This is a genomic window from Streptomyces sp. NPDC111606, from assembly GCF_055656945.1.
The window spans coordinates 381,086-399,973 of sequence record NZ_JBVKBY010000006.1 but is presented as its reverse complement, the minus strand read 5'-3'; the positions used below and the strand labels follow the sequence as shown (position 1 = coordinate 399,973).

General features: G+C 72.5%; 16 protein-coding genes and 1 pseudogene. 6 read left to right on the top strand and 11 right to left on the bottom strand.

Translation table 11 applies throughout. The features are described from left to right. Positions 1-339 precede the first annotated feature (339 nt). Positions 340-1,590 (top strand): M14 family zinc carboxypeptidase, encoded by a 1,251-nt coding sequence (locus tag ACZ7M7_RS23345; RefSeq protein WP_472120267.1) that lies wholly within the window; start codon positions 340-342, stop codon positions 1,588-1,590. A gap of 51 nt (positions 1,591-1,641) precedes the next feature. On the opposite strand, the gene ACZ7M7_RS23340 is transcribed toward ACZ7M7_RS23345, so the two are convergent. From ACZ7M7_RS23340 to ACZ7M7_RS23330, 3 genes are all read right to left on the bottom strand, one after another. Beyond that, positions 1,642-2,061 carry an SSI family serine proteinase inhibitor gene (locus ACZ7M7_RS23340; RefSeq protein ID WP_472119930.1) on the bottom strand — a complete coding sequence of 140 codons (420 nt, stop codon included), beginning with the start codon at positions 2,059-2,061 and terminating at the stop codon, positions 1,642-1,644. After that, a complete protein-coding gene (locus ACZ7M7_RS23335) occupies positions 2,058-3,428 on the bottom strand; it encodes a M14 family zinc carboxypeptidase (RefSeq protein WP_451175005.1) in 1,371 nt (456 codons plus the stop codon). Before ACZ7M7_RS23335 ends, ACZ7M7_RS23340 begins: the two co-directional genes overlap by 4 nt. Before the next feature lie 138 nt (positions 3,429-3,566). Continuing rightward, on the bottom strand, positions 3,567-4,118 hold the full coding sequence (locus ACZ7M7_RS23330; RefSeq protein WP_328421918.1) for a DUF1707 and FHA domain-containing protein: 552 nt from the start codon (positions 4,116-4,118) through the stop codon (positions 3,567-3,569). Between the two features lie 185 nt (positions 4,119-4,303). Here ACZ7M7_RS23330 and treZ point away from each other — a divergent pair, with 185 nt between their 5' ends. Further along, entirely contained in the window at positions 4,304-6,049 is a 1,746-nt protein-coding gene (gene treZ, locus ACZ7M7_RS23325; protein WP_472119926.1) for a malto-oligosyltrehalose trehalohydrolase, read from the top strand. 36 nt (positions 6,050-6,085) lie between these two features. On the opposite strand, the gene ACZ7M7_RS23320 is transcribed toward treZ, so the two are convergent. From ACZ7M7_RS23320 to ACZ7M7_RS23300, 5 genes are all read right to left on the bottom strand, one after another. Continuing rightward, positions 6,086-7,033 carry an aminoglycoside phosphotransferase family protein gene (locus ACZ7M7_RS23320; protein WP_453822983.1) on the bottom strand — a complete coding sequence of 316 codons (948 nt, stop codon included), beginning with the start codon at positions 7,031-7,033 and terminating at the stop codon, positions 6,086-6,088. Between the two features lie 66 nt (positions 7,034-7,099). Further along, on the bottom strand, positions 7,100-8,227 hold the full coding sequence (locus ACZ7M7_RS23315) for an aminopeptidase P family protein (RefSeq protein WP_383604053.1): 1,128 nt from the start codon (positions 8,225-8,227) through the stop codon (positions 7,100-7,102). A 123-nt stretch (positions 8,228-8,350) separates the two neighbouring features. Beyond that, the gene (locus ACZ7M7_RS23310; RefSeq protein WP_472119922.1) at positions 8,351-8,971 is read right to left on the bottom strand and encodes a LysE family translocator; all 621 of its coding nucleotides are present in this window, start codon (positions 8,969-8,971) and stop codon (positions 8,351-8,353) included. A gap of 85 nt (positions 8,972-9,056) precedes the next feature. Beyond that, positions 9,057-9,656: a PDZ domain-containing protein gene (locus ACZ7M7_RS23305; protein WP_451175018.1), complete on the bottom strand. Its 600-nt coding sequence runs from the start codon at positions 9,654-9,656 to the stop codon at positions 9,057-9,059. A 151-nt stretch (positions 9,657-9,807) separates the two neighbouring features. After that, positions 9,808-10,674: a LysR family transcriptional regulator gene (locus ACZ7M7_RS23300; RefSeq protein WP_472119918.1), complete on the bottom strand. Its 867-nt coding sequence runs from the start codon at positions 10,672-10,674 to the stop codon at positions 9,808-9,810. A 95-nt stretch (positions 10,675-10,769) separates the two neighbouring features. Between ACZ7M7_RS23300 and ACZ7M7_RS23295 the strand changes: the two genes are divergently transcribed. Together ACZ7M7_RS23295 and ACZ7M7_RS23290 are read left to right on the top strand one after the other, a co-directional pair. Then, entirely contained in the window at positions 10,770-11,513 is a 744-nt protein-coding gene (locus tag ACZ7M7_RS23295; RefSeq protein ID WP_472119915.1) for a CTP synthase C-terminal region-related (seleno)protein, read from the top strand. A 187-nt stretch (positions 11,514-11,700) separates the two neighbouring features. Further along, complete coding sequence (locus tag ACZ7M7_RS23290; protein WP_472119912.1) at positions 11,701-13,221, top strand: hypothetical protein; 1,521 nt, start codon at positions 11,701-11,703, stop codon at positions 13,219-13,221. Here ACZ7M7_RS23290 and cyc2 read toward each other — a convergent pair. Then, complete coding sequence (gene cyc2 / locus ACZ7M7_RS23285) at positions 13,214-15,373, bottom strand: germacradienol/geosmin synthase Cyc2 (RefSeq protein WP_472119909.1); 2,160 nt, start codon at positions 15,371-15,373, stop codon at positions 13,214-13,216. The genes ACZ7M7_RS23290 and cyc2 overlap by 8 nt on opposite strands. A gap of 176 nt (positions 15,374-15,549) precedes the next feature. Here cyc2 and ACZ7M7_RS23280 point away from each other — a divergent pair, with 176 nt between their 5' ends. Beyond that, positions 15,550-16,791: an endonuclease/exonuclease/phosphatase family protein gene (locus ACZ7M7_RS23280; RefSeq protein ID WP_472119906.1), complete on the top strand. Its 1,242-nt coding sequence runs from the start codon at positions 15,550-15,552 to the stop codon at positions 16,789-16,791. Positions 16,792-16,832: 41 nt separating this feature from the next. Here the strand turns inward: ACZ7M7_RS23280 and ACZ7M7_RS23275 are convergent, their stop codons facing one another. Continuing rightward, complete coding sequence (locus ACZ7M7_RS23275; protein ID WP_472119903.1) at positions 16,833-17,582, bottom strand: ABC transporter ATP-binding protein; 750 nt, start codon at positions 17,580-17,582, stop codon at positions 16,833-16,835. 37 nt (positions 17,583-17,619) lie between these two features. Next, complete coding sequence (locus ACZ7M7_RS23270; RefSeq protein ID WP_472119900.1) at positions 17,620-18,516, bottom strand: ABC transporter permease; 897 nt, start codon at positions 18,514-18,516, stop codon at positions 17,620-17,622. Between the two features lie 175 nt (positions 18,517-18,691). Here ACZ7M7_RS23270 and ACZ7M7_RS23265 point away from each other — a divergent pair. Next, a pseudogene (locus tag ACZ7M7_RS23265) lies at positions 18,692-18,888 on the top strand (NPCBM/NEW2 domain-containing protein); the annotation flags it as partial.

The window sequence follows — 18,888 nt, the reverse complement described above, 5'->3', positions numbered from 1 at the left end:
AGCGCGTACGAGGCGCCCTGCGCCCTGCCAGAGCGCCGGCGACCCGGCTCGAGCCCGCGTGCGCGCCCGGGGCCCGTGCACACGGGCAGCGCATGGTGACGAGCTCTGGCGCCCTCTGCGATCCGGCGCTCCCGGCGTCCGTTCATGCCGGTCGGCGGCGGGCTGCCGGTGCGGACACCCGGGCCGGAACGACCTCTCGCCTCCCCCGGCTCCCGCTGCCCCACCCGCCGGGGGTGAATGCAACTGAGCGCCCCCGGGAGCCTCCCCCGTGAAGTCCTTGACACGTAAACCAGACCGTGGGGTACTGCGGATTGCGAAGGCTGGGCGGACATGACGGGGGTGAGTCTCCTGCCGGAGCTGCGCTACCCCACGCTGACCGAGCTGGTCCTGTCCGCCCGTGCACTGGCCGCTCACCGACCGGGCCTGTGCACCCTGAGACAGGTGGGGTCCTCCCGAGCGGGCAGACCCCTGCACCTGCTGTCCATCGGTCACGCCCGGCCCGCCGTCCTGGTGGTCGCCGGAGCGCACTCCAACGAGCCGACCGGCGGGCCCACGGTCCTCGCGGTCGCCGAACGCGTCCTGCTCGAGCGGGAGTTGCGGAGCGACATCTCCTGGCACTTCCTGCTGTGCGCGGATCCCGACGGGGCGAGCCTGCACGTCACCCCGGCGCCTCGCAGCCTGCTCGACTACCACCGCGGCTTCTTCCGGCCGGCGGCCTCGGAACAGCCGGAGTGGGCACCGGCCACTTTGCCGGCCGACCGGCTGCCGCCCGAGACGCGCGCGCTGACCCGGGTCATCGACGAACTGCGGCCCTACCTCCAGGTGACCCTGCACGGCACCGATCTGGGCGGCAGCTGGGTGCAGTTGACGAAGGACGTCCCCGGCCTCGCCGAGCCGTTCGCGAAGTCCGCGGCCCAGCTGCACATCCCGGTGGAGACGGGAGCCTCGGACGCGGCGGGCTGGCCCGCGTCCGGACCCGGGGTGCATGTGATGCCGGCGCCTGGCGCCGGCGCGGCCTATCCGAGCATGCCTGACGACGCGCGCAGCAGCACCTGGTACCACGTGCACCGCTACGGCGGCCTGACCGCGGTCGTCGAGGTGCCGATGTGGGCCAGCGACCTGGTGGACGACCCGGCGCCGCATCCGGCCCCGGCCAGGGCGTTGCGGCGGCTGGCGGCCCGGCTGCTGCGGGACGCGCTGGAGGTGGAGCGGGTCCTCACCGACGCGCTCCCCCACCTGGACGGCGTCGACGGGCCCCTGCTGCGGGCCTCGAAGTGGGCGCTGGAGCTGGTGCCGGGGCTGGCCGCCGACTGGATGCGCACGCCGCCCGCCGACAACACCATGGCGTACGTCGGGAGCGTGGATGCCTTCGGGCGCCGGCTGCCGCTGCGGGCGGCGGCCATGCTGCTGCGTGTCCTGCGCGAGGCCGACGACCGCGGGGCACAGCGCCTCGAACACCTGGTGGCGACCTGGAGCGACGCCTTCGCCGAGCGCTTCCGCGCCCGCTGGGTGCCGCTGGAGCACCAGGTCGAGCACCAGTCCCGCACGGTCGTCGCGGCAGCGCTGCACGCGCGCGACCGGCCGACGTGAGCCGCGCGTGAGCCGCGCCGCCCTGTGCGATACGGCCGATGCGGCACGGCGTCAGGCGTCCAGCGCGAACACGGCTCCCGTCCGAGCACCCATCGCGCACCCGTTGGCGAATGTCTCCCGGTAGTCGACCGGCCGCCCCTGCCACTCCCCGCGTGCGTGGACGGTCACCGGGGCGTAGATCATCGGGCAGAAGGCGTCCGCCGTCCGGAGCAGGCTGATGTCGCCGCCCACCCTCTCGAGCTCCGCGCAGGCCTGCGCCGCCTTCCCGTGGCCCTGCGGCGGGTCGCACAGCAGCAGCGTGCCGCGCGGGTCACCGTGGCGGGCGTCGCCCCGGGTGACCGTCAGGAAGAGCCAGTTCCCCGAGTCCGACTCCTGGGCCGCCGCCGGCGCCGGGGTCGCGCCGAGGAGGAGCATGGCAGCCGCCGCCAGCAGGCCGCTCCGTACCGCTTTCGCCGTGATTGATTGCGTCATTCCCGATGCATCGGCACAGCGGCCCCGGCATTCCACCCCGACTCACCCGAACGGGAGCACGCGGGCGCGTACCGTCCGGCGAGTTCGAACGCGGCGAGCACCACCCGCGCCTGGTACTCCACCTGGCGCGCGACCGGGATCCAGCGGGCCCCGCAGCCGTCGCGGTAGTCGTCGCACCACTCGTCGAGGAGCCGGTCCAGCTCCGGCAGCACCCCGGCGGGGTCGCGCCCGGCGCCCGTCACGAGCTGGTGCAGCAGCCCGGCGGTGCGCAGGGCGAGGCGTCGGCCGGCGATGCGCAGGGCGGCCAGATGGGCGGTGCTGAGCGGGGGAAGCGGGTGTACGCCGACCGGGTCCCGCACGTCGGGGTCCCAGGTGTTCGCGAGCCCTGGACAGACCAGTAAATAGTCGTCGACCGGAGCGAGCAGCCGGGCCGAGTCCGGTCCGGCGGGCAGGTGGGGCCGCAGGCGTTCCAGCAGCCGCTGCAGGAGGAGGGTGTCGTGGCGGAGGGTATGGCTCACCCTCCGCAGGACCGTTTCCTCATCGGCGGGCGGAGCACCGTCCTGCACGGCGGCCACACCCCACATGGGGGCCTCCACGACCGCCGTGACGGTGCCGTGCCGGTACGGATGGAACCACGTCGACTCCACGGCCGCCTCGGTGATGGCGGCTGCCAGGTCACCCCGGCGGGGCCTGGGGATCCGGTAGACGGCGGGGCCCAGTTCCGGCCAGTACAGGGTGTCGTAGGGACCCAGCTCGCGCGGGATGCCGAGGCGGGCCGCCGTGTGCGCGATGCGCTGGGCGAGGCCGGGCAGGTCATGGGTCAGCTCGACGAAGCCGCCGCCGACGTCGACGCCGTGCAGGGAGCACTGCAGGAAGGGTCGCAGTTCGTCCTGGAGTTCGAGCAGGGCGCGGGTCTCGGGCAGCGTGGCGGCGTCCGCGCCGTCCGGCAGCCATTCGGGCTGTTCCAGGAAGCCGGGCCGGAAGAAGTGCCGGAAGTAGTCGGCGAGCGCGTACGGGCCGTGCAGCCAGCCCTCGTTGCGGCGCAGGCCGTCGGGGTCGAGGCACAGCAGCAGGTTCCAGGTGGCGTCGGCGCCCTCGTGCAGGCGGGGGTCGGCGAGCACCCGTTCGGCCAGCCGCAGGACGGTGGCGCCGCCCACCGGTTCGTTGGCGTGCGGGCCGGCCACGACGAGGGCCTGGCGGCTGCCGTGGCCGACGGACAGCAGCCACAGGGGCGTGCCCGCGCGGGACGTGCCGACACGGCGCAGTCGTGCGTCACGGGGACGGCGGGCGACGAGCGCGGCCGCCCGGGCGCTCAGCTCGTCGACGGTCGGGTAGCGGAGGAGTGGCGGCAGGGCACACCTCCACAATGCGGTGCCGTCGGTTCACCTGGTGTGCATGGTGTACGCACAGTCAGTCACGACTTGGCCAGTACGTCAACACCACCGAGGGCAAAGGGACTTGAGTCAACGCTTCAAGTAAGGGGAGGCCCCGAGCCGCTGGTCGGCTCAGTTCGCGGCGAGCCGGAACGACATCCGGCCGAAGCCGACCTGGTCGCCCTCGCGGACCACGACGGCACCGATGACGCGCCTGCCGTTGACCGTGGTGCCGTTGGTGGAGCCGAGGTCACGCAGGACCCACAGGCCGGCCTGGTGGCTCAGTTCGGCGTGCACCCGGGACACCGTCTCGTGGGTCAGCCGCAGCCCGTTGGCGGGGTCGCGCCCTATGCGCAGCGGATGACCGGACCCGGGGTGGGGCAGCAGCAGCTTGGGCAGCCGCTCGGCCTGCCATGCCCTGCGCAGCCGTACCGTGAAGCCGGAGACCGCCTCGACGGTGCCGAACACCAGACGGGACAGCCGGCTCTCGGAGGGCAGGTCGGCGGTGAGCGCCGCGAGCTCGTCCGCGCGGCGGGCGGAGAGGGCGAGTTCCATGCGGCGCACGAACGTGTCGTGCGACAGCCGTCCCATGGCGACGCCGTCACGCAGCACCTTCAGCGCCTTGTCGCGCTCCACGTCGGAGAGCCGCGCGGGGTACGTGTTGAACTCGAAAGACGACGTCACGCTGCTGATTGTCGGTCAGCGGACCCCCGGTGTCCAGAAAACGGGGAAACGACCACCACACGCGCGTGATCGCCGAGACAGGTCACGACACCCGCCGCAAAAGGGAAGATTCAAAAGCGGATTGATCTCGTTTGAAGCACCATGGACGGGCTACATCACGGTGAGCAGACGAAGGGGAACCGTCCGTGCAGTTCGAGGTGTGGGCACCGCAGGCCGGCCGTGTGACGCTCCATTGCGAGGACGCCACGCGCGCGTTGGAGCGCGATCCTGATCGGGCGGGATGGTGGTGGGGGGAGGCGGAGGCGCGCGACGGGACGCGGTACGGCTTCGCACTGGACGACGGGCCGGTGCTGCCCGATCCGCGTTCGCGCCGGCAGCCGGACGGCCCGGACGGACTCAGTGCGGTCGTCGACCACGGCCTCCACCAGTGGCGTACCGAGTGGGCCGGGCGCCCGCTGCCCGGTGCGGTGCTGTACGAGCTGCACGTGGGCACGTACACGCGTGAGGGCACGCTGGACGCGGCCGCCGAGCGGCTCGGGCATCTAGTCGAACTGGGCGTCACACACGTCGAGTTGATGCCGCTGAACCCCTTCCCGGGGCGGCACGGCTGGGGCTACGAGGGCGTCTCGCTGTGGGCCGTGCACGAGCCGTACGGCGGCCCCGAGGCGCTGAAACGCTTCGTCGACCGGGCCCATGAACTGGGTCTGGGCGTGCTCCTCGACGTGGTGCACAACCACTTCGGCCCGTCCGGGAACTACCTGCCCGTCTTCGGCCCCTTCCTCACGGACACGCATCACACGCCGTGGGGCTCCGCGGTCAACCTGGACGCGCCCGGCTCGGACGACGTGCGCGCGTTTCTCGTGGAGAGCTCACTGGCCTGGCTGCGGGACTACCGGATCGACGGGCTGCGCCTGGACGCGGTGCACGCACTGGTGGACACGCGCGCGTGCCACTTCCTGGAGGAGCTGTCGACGGCCGTCGACGCCCTCTCCACCGATCTGGGCAGGCCGCTGTGTCTGATCGCGGAGACGGACCTGAACGACCCTCGGCTCATCACCGCGCGCGAGGCGGGCGGCCTGGGTCTGCACGCCCAGTGGAACGACGACTTCCACCACACTCTGCACACCGCGCTGACCGGCGAGGCCCAGGGCTACTACGCCGACTTCGCGCGCGCTCCCATGGCGGGCCTCGCCAAGACCCTCACCGGCGGCTATTTCCACGACGGCACGTACTCGAGCTTCCGGGGCCGCCGTCACGGGCGCCCCCTGGACCGCACGCGCGTGGCGGCGCACCGCCTCCTCGGCTACAGCCAGACCCACGACCAGGTCGGCAACCGGGCCCAGGGCGACCGGCTCGCGGCCGTCCTCTCCCCCGGGCTGCTGGCCTGCGCGGCCACGCTGACGCTGACGGCGCCGTTCACGCCGATGCTGTTCATGGGCGAGGAGTGGGCCGCGGGCACGCCCTGGCAGTTCTTCACCGACCACACCGATCCGGAGCTCGCCGAAGCCGTACGGCGCGGCAGGCGGCGGGAGTTCGCGGCGCACGGGTGGGCCGAGGAGGAGGTGCCCGACCCGCAGGACCCGGCGACCCGGGACCGCTCCTGCCTCGACTGGTCCGAGCTCGACAGCGAGCCTCACGCGCGCGTGCTGGCCTGGTACCGGCGCCTCATCGCCCTGCGCCACGAGCAGCCCGACCTCACCGATCCCGACCTCGCCGACACCAAGGTGGCCTACGACGAGCGGGGGCGCTGGCTCGCCTTCCGGCGCGGCGACGTACGCGTGGCCGTCAACCTCGCCAAGGAACCGGCGGCGATCCCGCTGGGGCCCCGGCAGGCGGCCGTACTGGCGGCGTGGGAACCCGTGGAGGCGCCGGGCGCGGACGGGGTGCTGCATGTGCCCGGGGAGTCGGGTGTGGTGCTGTTGCAGGGGTGAGCGGGGCCGCCACGGCGGGCGCCGTCGGGTCCGCCCCTACAACTCCTCCTCCCCGTCGTCGTCCTCCCTGAGCTCCGTCACCCGCTCCAGCAGGATCGGCTCCCACGCGTGGTGGAGCTGCGCTCTGAGCAGCGGTGGCGGTGACTCGCCCTTGCCGCCGAGGCGGTCCGCGAGGCGGACGACCGCGTCGCAGCGGGCGAGCCAGAGGCCTCGTAGGCAGGGGCGGGCGCCGTAGCCGGCGAGGGTGGCGGCGCGTACGGCGGCCGGGGAGCCGACGGCGAGGGCCAGGCCGGCGATGTCCTCGGCGGGGTCGCCGAGGACGGTGTCGGCCCAGCCGAGGACGCCGCGGACCCGGCCGTCGGCGCTGACGACGAGGTGGTCGGCGGTGAGGGCGTGGTGGACGAGGACGGCCGTCGCGGACTGGGCGGCGAGCTGTCCGGCGGCCTGCTGGGTGAGCTGGCGCACGCGGGCGGCGTCGAACTCGTCGGCGGTGTCGAGGCGGGCCGCGGCACGTTCGGCGGCCCGGCGCAGGGCCTCCAGGGAGCGCGGTGCGGCGCGCGGCACGCCGAGCGTCTCGGCCTGCCGTACCGGGACCTCGCGCAGCCCCGTGAGCAGCCCGGCCAGGTCGGCCTCGCCGACGGCGGACACGTCGTGCTGCCCGCCCGCCCCGCCGGGCACCTTGGTGTCCAGGGTGCAGGTCAGTCCGGGCGCCCACTCGCCGTACGCGACGCTCGTCGGCAGCGTGACGGGGACGTGCGGGCGGACGAGGTCGCGCAGGCGCAGTTCGCGGCGCTGGCGGGCGGCGGCCTCACGGTCGGGGGCGAGGCGCAGCACATGGCGGGTGCCGACCCACCAGGTGGCGGGCTCGGCGCCCGCGGCGGCAGGACGGACCTCCGGTCCGGCCGAGTCGTCCGCGCCGTTCTTGAGCAGGGAACGGACCAGTCGGCGGACGGTGTCCGCGGTGGGTGTCGGTGCCTGGGTCATGGTCGCGCCGTCGTCGCTCGGGGGTCTACGGGGGCCGGGCTCCTTGTTCCCGGATCGGTGGCCGGGTCAGTCCACTATGACCATCTCGCGGGTCGTGTCGTTGAGGCGCCGGCCGCCGTCCTCGGTAACCGTCACGATGTCCTCGATACGCACTCCGAAGCGGCCGGGCAGGTAGATCCCGGGCTCCACGGAGAAGCACATGCCGGGCACGAGGGGCTGCTCCTCGCCCTCGATCATGTACGGCGGCTCGTGGGTGGTGACGCCGATGCCGTGCCCGGTGCGGTGGATGAAGTACTCGCCGTAACCGGCTTCCGCGATGACCGCGCGGGCCGCCCGGTCGACCTCCTGGCAGGCGACGCCGGGCCGTACGGCACGGAAGCCGGCCTCCTGGGCCGCGCGCACCAGGTCGTGGACCCGGCGCTCCTCGTCGGTGGGTTCGCCGACGTGGACCGTGCGGGAGGTGTCGGAGCCGTAGCCGTCTTTCAGGCCGCCGAAGTCGAGGACGACCATGTCGCCGCGTTCGATCACACGGTCGCCCACCTCGTGGTGCGGGTTGGCGCCGTTCGGGCCGGAGGCGACGATCGTGAAGTCGACCTGGGAGTGGCCGAAGCGGCGCAGCAGGTGGGCGAGGTCGGCGGCGACCTCGGACTCGCGGCGACCGCCGAAGGGAACCTTCCGGATCTCCTCGAACGTTGCGTCTGCGGCCGCACCCGCGGCCGCCAACAGCTCCAGCTCGGCGGCGTCCTTGACGGCGCGCAGCATCGGCAGCGCGTCGGTGAGGGAGGCGTAGGAGGTGCCGGGCAAAGCCTTCTGCAGGGCCAGCAGGTGCAGGGCCCAGGCGTTGTCGCTGATGCCGAACCGGCCGCTCGCGTCGAGGAGGGCGGCGGTGGCGGCGTAGGGATCCTTGCCGTCGGTCCAGTCGCGCAGGGCCAGGCCGGGTGCGCCGGTGGCCTGCGCGGCGTCCGGGGCCTCCAGGGCGGGGACGACGAGGACGGGGGCCCGGCCGGGGACGAGGACCAGCAGGGTGAGCCGCTCGGTCTCCGCGGTGGGCGCGTAGCCGGTCAGCCACACCAGGTCCGGGCCGGGGGCCACCAGCAGCCCGGCCAGGCCGGCGTCCGCGGCCGCCCGCGCGGCACGTTCCATGCGGGCCTCGTAGTCGTCGGCGGTGAAGGGCGCGGGTGCGGTGCCGGTCATCCGGGGCCTCCCTGGGCGCGTGAAAGGACTACGGGCAGCATCCTGCCCGTACGGAGGGGGCGGCGCGAGCCGATCGGCGGGTCTTTCGAGCGGCTCGTCGGGCAGCCCGGCCCGCGGCGTGAGTCAGCTGTCCAGTGCCATGCGGACACCGAGGAGGAGCAGCACGCCTCCGGAGAACTGTTCCAGGCGCCGGCGCACGCCCGCGCGGGACAGCACGTTCTTCATCCGGCCGACGAACCACACGTAGAGGCCGTAGTAGCCGACTTCGTAGACCGCCCAGAGTGCGGCGAGGCCGATCATGGTCGGCAGGTGCGGCGCGCCTTCCGGGACGAACTGCGGGAGGAAGGACAGGGCGAAGACGGCCGCCTTGGGGTTGGCGAGGTTGAGCAGCAGCCCGCCACGGTAGGAGGCCCAGCCGCTCTTCCGCATGCCCTCCCACGCGGTCTCCTGCTCCCCCTTCGCGCGGCGGGCCTGCCGCAGCGCCTGGATGCCGAACCAGACGAGCACGACCGCGCCGACGATCCGCATCACGTCGTACGCCACCTCGGAGGCCGTCAGCAGCGCGGTCAGGCCGAACGCGGCGATCACGCCCCAGACGAAGACCCCGGTCTCGTTGCCGAACACGGTCAGGAATCCGGAGCGTCTGCTGTGCAGGGACTGCTTGATGATCAGCACCGTGCTGGGCCCCGGCGAGGCGGCGACGAGGGAGCAGGCTCCCAGGAAGGCGATGAGCGTGGTCAGCATGGGGTCATCGTGGCCCGGCCGGCGGAACGGGACCAGTGGATTTCGTGGACTCCTCCCTCAAGCCTTCGCTCGAGACGCGTGGCGGTCAGGTGACGACGCCCGGGATCGCCGTCAGCTGCTGGTAGCCGCCGCTGCGGTGGCGCACCGTGAGGGTGACCTCGCGGCCCGGGCGGGCCCTGGCGACGGCTCGCGCGAGGTCGGCGGCCGAGTCGATGCGGGTCCTGCCGAACGCCAGGAGCACGTCACCGCGGACCAGGCCGGCCGCGTATCCCGGTCCTGGGACATGGACGCCGACGAGCAGGGCGCCCGGCTTCTCGGCGTCCACCGCCTCCACGCCGAGAGTGGCGACGGCGGCCGGACGCGGCGAGGAGGTGGGCGTCGGGGATGCGGGGGCGGAGGAAGCGGGGTGTGCCGACCCGGACGGGCTTCCGGGGGCGCCCAGGCCTGCTTGTCGCTTCAGCTCGGCGAGCTTGCTCATGCCGATCACCGTGGCCCCGAGAGTGCCGAGGCCGACCCCGGACAGGATCAGGACCATTCCCACCAGTAGCGCGCACAGCAGGGTCGTGAGTCGTCGGCCGCGCCGGTGGGGCGCGGCGTGCGGACGCCGTGCGCCGGGGGCGGGCTTGGCCTCGTCGCCGGGCCCCTGACCTGGCATGGGCTTGGGTCGCAACGCAGTCTGTTCCATCGGATCGCCTCCGGCTGGTGACTACCCTGCGCACCGGCGCACGACGAGCCACGATCGAGTGAGACTGACCAGTGGTCAAGAACGGGAAGCCATAGGCGTCACGGCAGAAAACGGGACGTCAGGGAGGGGCGGCGGCGGGGCGGGCCCTGCCTCACACCGGTTCGAGCAACGCCTCCGCGACCGCTGCGGACGCTCCCCGGAGGGCCCCGGCGTACACCAGTTCCGTCCGGTGTACGACCCGCGGTTCCGTGAGCGGTACGGCGACCGCGCCGGGCACCCCGGTGGCCACCGAGCGCGGCAGCATGGTCAGGCCGTGGCCCGTCGCGGCCAGGGTGGTGAGGGCGTGGATGTCGGTGCCCTCGTAGCGCAGGGCGGGGCGGAAGCCGTGGCCGCCGTTCGCGGCGCGGAGGTGGGCGAGGGGCAGGCCCGCGTCGGGTGCCTCCAGCCAGCGTGCGTCGGCCAGGTCGCCGAGGCGCAGGCCGGTGCGCCCGGCGAGCGGGTGGGTGTCGGGCAGGAGGACGCAGACGGGCTCCTCCCCCACGCCGTACGTGGTCAGCGGGGCCACGTCCGGCAGTCGCAGCGGGTCGCTGGGGGCGGCGAGGCCGTCGACGAGGCCGAGGTCGGCCGTGCCGGTGGCGACGGCCGCGGGGACCTCGTCGCGGGGCAGCACGCGCAGGGTCACGCCGGAGGCCGGGAGCGCGGCGAGGACGCGGGGTCCGAGTGCGGTCGACGCGGCGGCGAGCGTGAGTCCGCGGTCGGGCGCGGCCGCCATTCTTACGACGTCCGCGCGGGCCGCCTCCAGGCGCAGCAACAGCGGGCCCGCGTGTTCGAGGAGCCGCTCACCGGCCGCCGTGGGCGCCACGGGGCGACGGGTGAGCAGCGGTGCGCCGAGGTCCTGTTCGAGCGAGGCTATGTGCTGGGACACCGCCGACTGGGTGTAGCCGAGCTCGCGGGCGGCCTCGGAGAACGAGGCGAGACGGGCGACGGTGACGTAGGTGCGCAGCAGGTGCGGGTCCATGCGCCAGAGCATCTCGCACGCCATCAGTGCTGCTTATCGGAGGTCCAGTAATCATCGTTGGACGTGAAGGACGGGCCGCGCCCAGGATGACGGCCATGACGAACACCGCTGCTCAAGCAGCAACGACCGCAAGGCTCGCCCTGGTCGGGGACCGCTCCCCCAGCGTCGCCTCGCACACGCGCGTGCCGCTGCTGCTGGACGCTCTCGCGGAGCGCGATCGGCTCGTCCTCGACGCCTACTGGATCCCGTCGCAGGACGCGGTCGCTGATGACGCCGTACGCGGCTTCGACGCCGTGTGGGTGTTGCCGGGCAGCCCGTACCGCAGCGAGGCGGGTGTGCTGTCCGCGATCCGCACGGCGCGCGAGGAGGGGATCCCGTTCCTCGGCACCTGTGGCGGCTTCCAGCACGCGCTCCTCGAGTACGCCCGCGAGGTGTGCGGGCTGAGCCGGGTCGCCCACGCCGAGAACGACCCCGACGCGGACGACTTCCTCATCGAACCCCTGGCCTGCTCGCTGGTCGGCCACGAAGCGGTGGTCCGGGTCGAGTCGGGCTCGCTCGCCCAGTCGGTGATCGGCTCGGAACGGACCGTGGAGCGGTACTTCTGTGCCTACGGCCCCTCCCGCCACCTCGACACCCTGAGCGCGCACGGCCTGCGCTTCTCGGGGCACGACGAGGACGGTCACGTCCGGATCGCCGAACTGCCCGGCCATCCCTTCTTCCTGGCCACGCTCTTCCAGCCGGAACTGTCCGGCGACGGCTCGCGCCCGCACCCGATCGTCCACGCGCTGGCACGAGCCGCCGTCGAGCACGCGGCGCGGAGGGTCTCCACACGCGCGTGAGGCCCGCATGTCCGTCGCCCGCACACGCGTGCGTGACGCCCATTCGTCCGTCACCGCGCCACGCACCCGTACGTCAGCCCGCTCAGCATCGAAGTTCCCTGAATGTCCCGTTCCGCGCGAAAAGTTTCGGCGACGGCATCCGTAGGCAGGAAGTCCGTTGTCAGTGGCGGCTGTTACGTTCAGTGACATGACCGATCATGCGCTGCGGGTGCTCCGGAAGAACCCCCGCCTGGCCGAACTTGCGGCCTACCCCTTCAACTTCGACATCGGCCGTGCCGCCCACGGCCACGTCGAAGAGGTCCGCCTCGCCTCGGGCGGCCCGCTCGACATCGTGGCGGGGGACGACACCGGCGGTACGTACTTCGTGTGCGCGGACGGGTCGATGCTGTACGCCGACTCGGAGGGCTCGGCCGGGATCGTCGGCTCCAGCGTCGACGAGGCGCTGGAGATCATGATCGGCCTGGAGGAGGTCGAAGACGACGACGAGGAGGACGAGGAGGAGTTCGACGGGGAGGACGACGATCGGGACGGAGCGGAGCGCAGCCGCCTCCCTCGCCTTGAAGCGGCGCGAACCGAGCTGCGGGCCGCGCTGGGCTTTCCGGAGCGCTCCCCCGCCGAGCTCGAAGCCATGCTCCGGGCGGCGCTCCTGCGCACCGAGCCCGACTTCCTGCTGCTGAACGGGGCGGATCACAACGCCTATCAGCTGCTCGACTCGTATCCGCGCCCACCCCTGTGGGAGCCGGTGCTCGCGAGCGGCCGCGCCGATCTGACGCTGCTGCGTGCGGGCGACGGTGTGGCGTGGGACGCGGTGGCCGGGGATCCCGTGCGGCGCCGGCTCGCCTTGCGGGCCGCGCAGTTCGACCGGGCCAAGGGCGACCTGGAACTGCTGCGGCATCTGTTGCGGCACGAGACGCAGTCCTCGATGACGGACGAACTGCGGCTCGCAGCCGTGCTGGTGGGGCTGCGCGGAGACGTCGGCGATCTGCCGCTGCTGCACGAGGTGCGTGAGACGGACTTCGACACAGCGTGCGGTCTCGGCGGGATGCCCGAACCCGGCGCGAGCTCGCAGGAGTTGCGGGACTGGGCGCAGGGGCTCGACGACTCGCTGTTCGGTACGGATCCCGCTGACGAGCCGGTGGCCACCTGGACCGACCTCGCCCGGAACCAGGGCATGACCGAGCTCGCCCGGGTGACGCTGATCCGCGAACTCGACGCGATCGTCATGGACCAGAGCAGGCTCCGCCGGCCCGACGCGCCGCAGGCGTTGAACACGGCGACGCTGGGCGCTCTCGCCGGCGACTTCAAGGAACTCGGCGACCTCACCCAGGCCCTGCGCGCCCAGCGCCTCCACGCCGCATTGCAGGAGACGGCCTGGCACCGCGTCTCGGCCCGCCTCACCCAGGCCCGTCTGGAGCGTACGGACAGTCAACTGGAGCAAGCCGTGCAGACCTTGGCTGCGCTGCGGAAAATCCTTGCAACTCCCGGGGACGACTCCCTGCGCCACTGGGAAGGCGTGAACCTCGGCCGCTTCATAGCCGAGGAGCACTATCGGCTCACCCGCGCCCTGGCCGAAGAGGCCCTCCCCGACGAGGCACGCATGCTCCTCCCGGCCGCCGAGGCGATACTCGGCGAGCTCTCGGAGAACGCCGCGAAGGGCGTACGAGAGCTCGCCGAGGAGACGGCCGCGCTGGTGCGCGAGCTCAGCTGAGGACGGGGACGGCCGGCGGACAGTCCGGCACGAAGCCGTGTGCGCGGCGCGACAGGTACTCGGCCTTGTAGCGGTCGACCTCCCGGTGCCAGTGCAGGATGCCCGCCAGCCAGTTCTGGAGGTCGACCACGTAGTTCGTCATGATCTCCCGAGCCTCCTGCGAAAGCCCGAAGTCCTCGTACACGATGGGCAGTTCGTGCGCGGCCACATGCTCGAACTGCTGCATGCGCTGGGTCATCAGGTCGTGGACGACGTCCAGGGCGGCCGGGTAGTCGATGCCGAAGAAGTTCTGTACAACGAGGATCGCGTTGTGGATCTCGCCCTCGTACTCGATCTCCTTCTGGTACGAGAAGACGTCGTTGAGGAGACAGGCGTAGTCGACGGCGGCGTTCTCCAGCGAGCGGACCGGGCCGCTGCGGTAGACCTCGGGTGGGACGGCGGGGCCGTGGCCCATCCGGCACAGGCTGAGGGTGAGGTCGGAGCCGAAGGTGGCACGGCGCATCTCCAGGTAGTCGACCGGGTCGGGGATGCGGTTCTGCAGCTGGTTGGACAGCTCCCACACCCAGCTCTCGGTCATGACGTCGACCGAGTCCTTCAGGAAACGCCGGTCCTCGGGGCTCATGTCCACGGTCGTACGTGCCCACAGGTCGGTGAGGCCGCGCTCCATGGCGTCGAGGGGCACGGTGGCCACCTCGCCGTCGAGGGGCATGCAGGCCGACAGGCGCTGGGTGGTCAGCCGGGCGGCGGCGAGGTCACGGCGGTGGCCGAAGACGAGGGGGTAGTAGTCGTCGCCGTAGGTGCCCCAGGCGAGCCAGTGGGAGCTGAGGTCGAGGGCCTCGGGCGTGGCGTCCGGGTCGATGCCCGCGGCGCACAGCGGGAGGTCGTAGGCGGCCAGTTTGTCCTCGTCCCAGACACCTTCCTCAAGGATGCCCATGCGGTGCGTCCACTCGGTCAGGCGGTGCCGGGCCCCCTCGAGGTGCGGGCTGAGCTCCAGTTGGAAGGGCATGTAGAACTCGGGAAGCCGGGACGGGCCGACCTTCTGGAACGGCACGTGCGTGTGCGCACGCAGGCGTTCGGCGCCGGCCGCCGCGAGCAGCGCGCCGACGTCCGCGGCCGAAGTGCCCGGACCCGTCAGGCCCTTCCAGGGCGCCGTCGGTTCGGCGCGCGCGTTCATGTACCGGCTGGAGCGCATGTGCCATTCGTGGCCGCCGGACTGCCAGTCCTGAAGGCCCTGGGTGTACGCGGCGACGGCGGTGACCTCGCCGGGGGTGAGTCCCTTCTCCAGGGCCACGGCGGGAACTTCGGTGAGGGCGGTGTGCTCGAACTGGTGGAGGCGGGAGGTCAGGACGTCGTTGACGGTGTCGGCGGCCTCCTGGGTGGTGCAGCCGAAGAAGGTCTCCAGCACCAGCACGCCGTTGCTGAGCTCGCCCTCGTCCTCTACCTCGCGCTGGTAGGAGAACAGGTCGTTGCGCAGGTGCACGGCGTCCGAGAACGTCTCCATCAGGACGCGCAGCGGCCTCGACTCGGCGACGGACGCGGGCACTTCGGCCGTCGCGTACTCCACGAGGCCGGACGACCAGGGGGCGCCGCCCACCTTGCGGCGCATCTCGATGTACTCGACCGGGTTGGAGACCCGGCCCTCGTTGATGTTGGACAACTCCCACAGGGACTCGTTCAGCAGGTGCTCGGTGGCGACGGCGAAGCGGCGGCGCCAGTCGGCCGACATCGAGGGCACGGTGCGCGTCCACAGGTCGGCGAGGCCCGCCTCGACCGGGTTCTGCGGCTCCGGCATCGGGGTCGACAGGTCCATCGGCATGAAAAGAGGCAGGCGGTCGAGGTAGGCCTTGCCGCCGACGCGGTCCTGAGTGCGCTTGAAGATCTCCAGGAAGTGGTCGTCGAAGAAGAAGACCCACACGTACCAGTCGGTGATCAGGGAGAGCGCGGGGCCGTCGCACTCGGGGTGGGTGTAGGCGCAGAGCAGGCCGTAGTCGTGCGCGTCGAGATCGGCCTGCTCCCAGATCCCGGACCCCTCCAGCATGCCCATCTCGCGTGCCCACTCGGTCGAATGGGCACGGGCCTCGTCGACATGTGGGTTCAGCCGCGCGGGATATGGCATGTAGAAGTGGGGGAGTTCGAAGGGCTGCTGCGTCATGGCCGGGCCCTACCCCTGGGCCCCAACGGGCATCCGCGGGGCGGGACATGATCACACCATCGCGTGAATCGCGGGTGAATCCGGGAGTTCTCGACGGGCCTTGCGGCGTTCATCTCTACGCGCGCAGACTTTTCGAGTCTCATGTCCCCCGTGCCCCCTCCCTCCCCGGAGTCGCGATGAACCACACCGGATCTCTCTCCCGCCGCACAGCACTCGCTTCCCTCGCCGGGGCGGCGCTGGCCACGACCGCGGCGTTCCCGGCCTCGGCGGCCGAGCGGCACGGCCGCCGGTCCGTACGGTTCGCCACCTTCAACGCCTCCCTGAACCGCGGCACCGAGGGCGCGCTGATCACCGACCTGTCCACACCGGACAACGCCCAGGCGCGCAATGCCGCCGAGACGATCCAGCGGGTCGACCCGGACGTCCTGCTGATCAACGAGTTCGACCACGACGAGCGGGGCAGGGCGGTCCGCCTGTTCCTGCGCAACTACCTGTCCGTCGGCCACAACGGGGCCAAGCCGATCCGCTTCCCGTACCACTTCACCGGCCCGGTGAACACAGGCGTCGCCACCGGTGTGGACCTCGACGGGAAGAACGGCGCGGTCACGACCCCCGGTTCGGACGCGTACGGGCAGGACGCGTACGGCTACGGCTGGTTCCCGGGGCAGTACGGCATGGTCGTCCTGTCGAAGTACCCGATCGACACGCGCGCGGTGCGCACCTTCCAGCGCTTCCTGTGGCGGGACATGCCGGGCCACGTGATGCCCCCGGGCTACTACAGCGACCAGGCCCGCGCGATCCTGCGCCTGTCGTCGAAGAGCCACTGGGACGTGCCGGTGTGCATAGGCCACTCCACCGTGCACTTCCTGGTGTCGCACCCGACGCCGCCCACCTTCGACGGCACCGAGGACCGCAACGGCCGCCGCAACCACGACGAGATCCGGCTGTGGGCGGACTACATCGGAGGACGCCGGCGCAGCTCCTACCTCTACGACGACCAGGGCGTGCGCGGCGGACTGCGGTCCGGAGCACGGTTCGTGATCGCGGGCGACAACAACGCCGACCCGTACGACGGCGACAGCTACGCCCACGCGATCCGGCAACTGCTAGACCACCCGGCGGTGAATCTCCCGGCCACCCCGCCGGCCAGCGCGGGCGGTGTCGAGGCGGCGAGGCTCCAGGGCGGCGCCAACGCCTCACACCTCGGCAACCCGGCGTACGACACCTCCGACTTCGGCGACACCGCTCCGGGGAACCTGCGTGTCGACTACGTCATCCCGTCCAGGGGTCTGACACCGGGCGCGAACGGCGTCTTCTGGCCGACCTCCGACGACCCGCTGTACCGGCTGGTGGGGGACGGGAAGACGGTGCCGACGTCCGACCACCGGCTGGTGTGGCAGGACGTGCACGTGGGCTGAGCGGCGGGGGCACGGGCAGGTGGCGGCGGCTCTCGGATGCCCTACCTGTTGCGCACCGCCCGCCCCACCTCCGACCTCAGTGCGACGAACTCCGCGAGGCCCCGGGTCGTGATCTGGTCCCGGGTGCCGGGGAGTTCGACCGGCTGGTCCAGGACGACCTTGGCGCCGGGCCCCGGGGACAGGACGACGACGCGATCGCCCAGGTACACGCTCTCGTCGATGTCATGGGTGACGAAGACGATCGTCGTGCCGTCGGTGCGGTGGACCTCCAGCAGGAGGTCCTCCAGGTCCTCGCGGGTCTGGGCGTCCAGGGAGCCGAAGGGTTCGTCCATGAGCAGCAGGGAGGGACGGCAGACCAGGGCACGCGCGATCGCCACGCGTTGCTGCATGCCGCCCGACAGCTGCCAGGGGTGGCGGCGGGCCATGTCGGTGAGGCCGACCCGGGCCAGGATGCGGTCGGCCTCGGCCCGGCGCTCCGCTCTCGGCAGGCTCCTGCGGCGCAGCGGGAGCGCCACGTTCTCGCGGACCGTGAGCCAGGGGTAGAGGGAGCGGGCGTAGTCCTGGAAGACGACGGCGAGATGGTCGGGGACACCGCGCACGGGTGTGCCGTCCAGGGTGATCGTGCCGTCGTACGCCGGCAGCAGGCCCGCGATGGTCCGCAGAAGCGTGGACTTTCCGCAGCCGGACGGGCCCACCACGCACAGGAGTTGGCCGCTCGGCACGGTGAGGGTGATGTCGTGCAGGACCTGGTGGTCGCCGTAGTGCTGGCCGACCTCGTCAAGGCGGAGCATGGATGTCCCTGCGCAGAGGTTGTAGGGGGTGTACGGGTCATACGGTCGCCGTCCTCCCTGTGCCGACGAGTCGCTTCTCGACCGCCAGCAGGACAGTGTTGAGGAGATGGCCGAGGGCGCCGAGCAGGACGAGCGCCGCCCAGACCGTGAGCAGGTCGGAGCGGGACTGGGCGTCGGTGAGGGTGAAGCCGATGCCGTTCGCGGTGCCGGGAAGCAGCTCCGAGAACACCATGAGGATGAGAGAGAGCGACAGGCTCAGACGCAGCCCGGCGAAGATGCGGGGCAGCGCGGAGGGGAGGATCAGGAAGCGGAGCCGTTCGGCCGGGGTGAGGCGCAGGACCGCGGCGACTTCGAGGCGCAGCGGGTCGGTGTTGCCGGCCCCGTCCGCCGTGTTGATCAGTACGGGCCAGACGGCGCTGAACACGATCGACGCGATCTGCATCGGCGTACCGAAGTCGAGGAGTACGACGAAGACGGGGACCAGGGCGGGCGGCGGGACGGCCCGGGCGAACTGCAGGACCGGGTCGCAGAGGGCGTACACGCGTCGCGAGCGGCCGATGGCGACACCGAGTGCGATCCCGGCGACGGCGGCGATCCCGAACCCGGCGGCCATCCGGCCGAGGCTGGGCAGGATGTCGGCGACGGCGGCCTCGGTGAGGAAGAAGTGCCGGGCGGGGCCCGAGAACCAGAGCTCGTGGGCGTGCCCCGCGATCTCGGCGGGCGGCGGGAAGTAGACGCTGCCGTGAGCTCGGGTGACCAGTTGCCAGACGGCCACGGCGAGAGCGAGGACGAGCCAGCGGAGCAGGGCGTGCCGTACGGGGGCGGGGGCGAGGGCGCGGCGGACGAGGGAGGGGACGCGCACGCTACGCGGAGGGGGTGGGCGTCGGCCGGGGGGTGCGGCGCGTTCGGATGCGGTGGTGCGGGGCTCGTTCATTCAGGGTCCTCGCGGGGCGATGCGGGGAGTGTTCGGTGTGTGCGCCGCGGTCGTCGGCCTGGCGGGTCGGGGCCGGGAGCCGGGGAGCGGCGTGGCTCGAGCCGGTGGGTGCCGGGGGCCGGGAGCCGGTGGCCATCGCGGGCCGGGAGCCGATGGGCACCTTGGCCCAGAACCGGTGGCCACCCGGGCCCCGGACCCGATGGACGCCCTCGCCCCACAGCCGGAAAGCACCCCGGCCCCCGACCCGATCGACACCCTCGCCCCACAGCCGGAAGCCACCCCGGCCCCCGACCCGATCGACACCCTCGCCCCACAGCCGGAAGCCACCCCGGCCCCCGACCCGATCGACACCCTCGCCCCACAGCCGGAAGC

Bases quoted from the DNA above. Each gene is read 5' to 3' on its own strand.
- ACZ7M7_RS23340 (WP_472119930.1), bottom strand. From the start codon at position 2,061: ATGACGCAATCAATCACGGCGAAAGCGGTACGGAGCGGCCTGCTGGCG.
- ACZ7M7_RS23320 (WP_453822983.1), bottom strand. From the start codon at position 7,033: ATGACCCAGGCACCGACACCCACCGCGGACACCGTCCGCCGACTGGTC.
- ACZ7M7_RS23315 (WP_383604053.1), bottom strand. From the start codon at position 8,227: ATGACCGGCACCGCACCCGCGCCCTTCACCGCCGACGACTACGAGGCC.
- ACZ7M7_RS23310 (WP_472119922.1), bottom strand. From the start codon at position 8,971: ATGCTGACCACGCTCATCGCCTTCCTGGGAGCCTGCTCCCTCGTCGCC.
- ACZ7M7_RS23305 (WP_451175018.1), bottom strand. From the start codon at position 9,656: ATGGAACAGACTGCGTTGCGACCCAAGCCCATGCCAGGTCAGGGGCCC.
- ACZ7M7_RS23300 (WP_472119918.1), bottom strand. From the start codon at position 10,674: ATGGACCCGCACCTGCTGCGCACCTACGTCACCGTCGCCCGTCTCGCC.
- ACZ7M7_RS23295 (WP_472119915.1), top strand. From the start codon at position 10,770: ATGACGAACACCGCTGCTCAAGCAGCAACGACCGCAAGGCTCGCCCTG.
- ACZ7M7_RS23290 (WP_472119912.1), top strand. From the start codon at position 11,701: ATGACCGATCATGCGCTGCGGGTGCTCCGGAAGAACCCCCGCCTGGCC.
- cyc2 (WP_472119909.1), bottom strand. From the start codon at position 15,373: ATGACGCAGCAGCCCTTCGAACTCCCCCACTTCTACATGCCATATCCC.
- ACZ7M7_RS23280 (WP_472119906.1), top strand. From the start codon at position 15,550: ATGAACCACACCGGATCTCTCTCCCGCCGCACAGCACTCGCTTCCCTC.
- ACZ7M7_RS23275 (WP_472119903.1), bottom strand. From the start codon at position 17,582: ATGCTCCGCCTTGACGAGGTCGGCCAGCACTACGGCGACCACCAGGTC.
- ACZ7M7_RS23270 (WP_472119900.1), bottom strand. From the start codon at position 18,516: ATGAACGAGCCCCGCACCACCGCATCCGAACGCGCCGCACCCCCCGGC.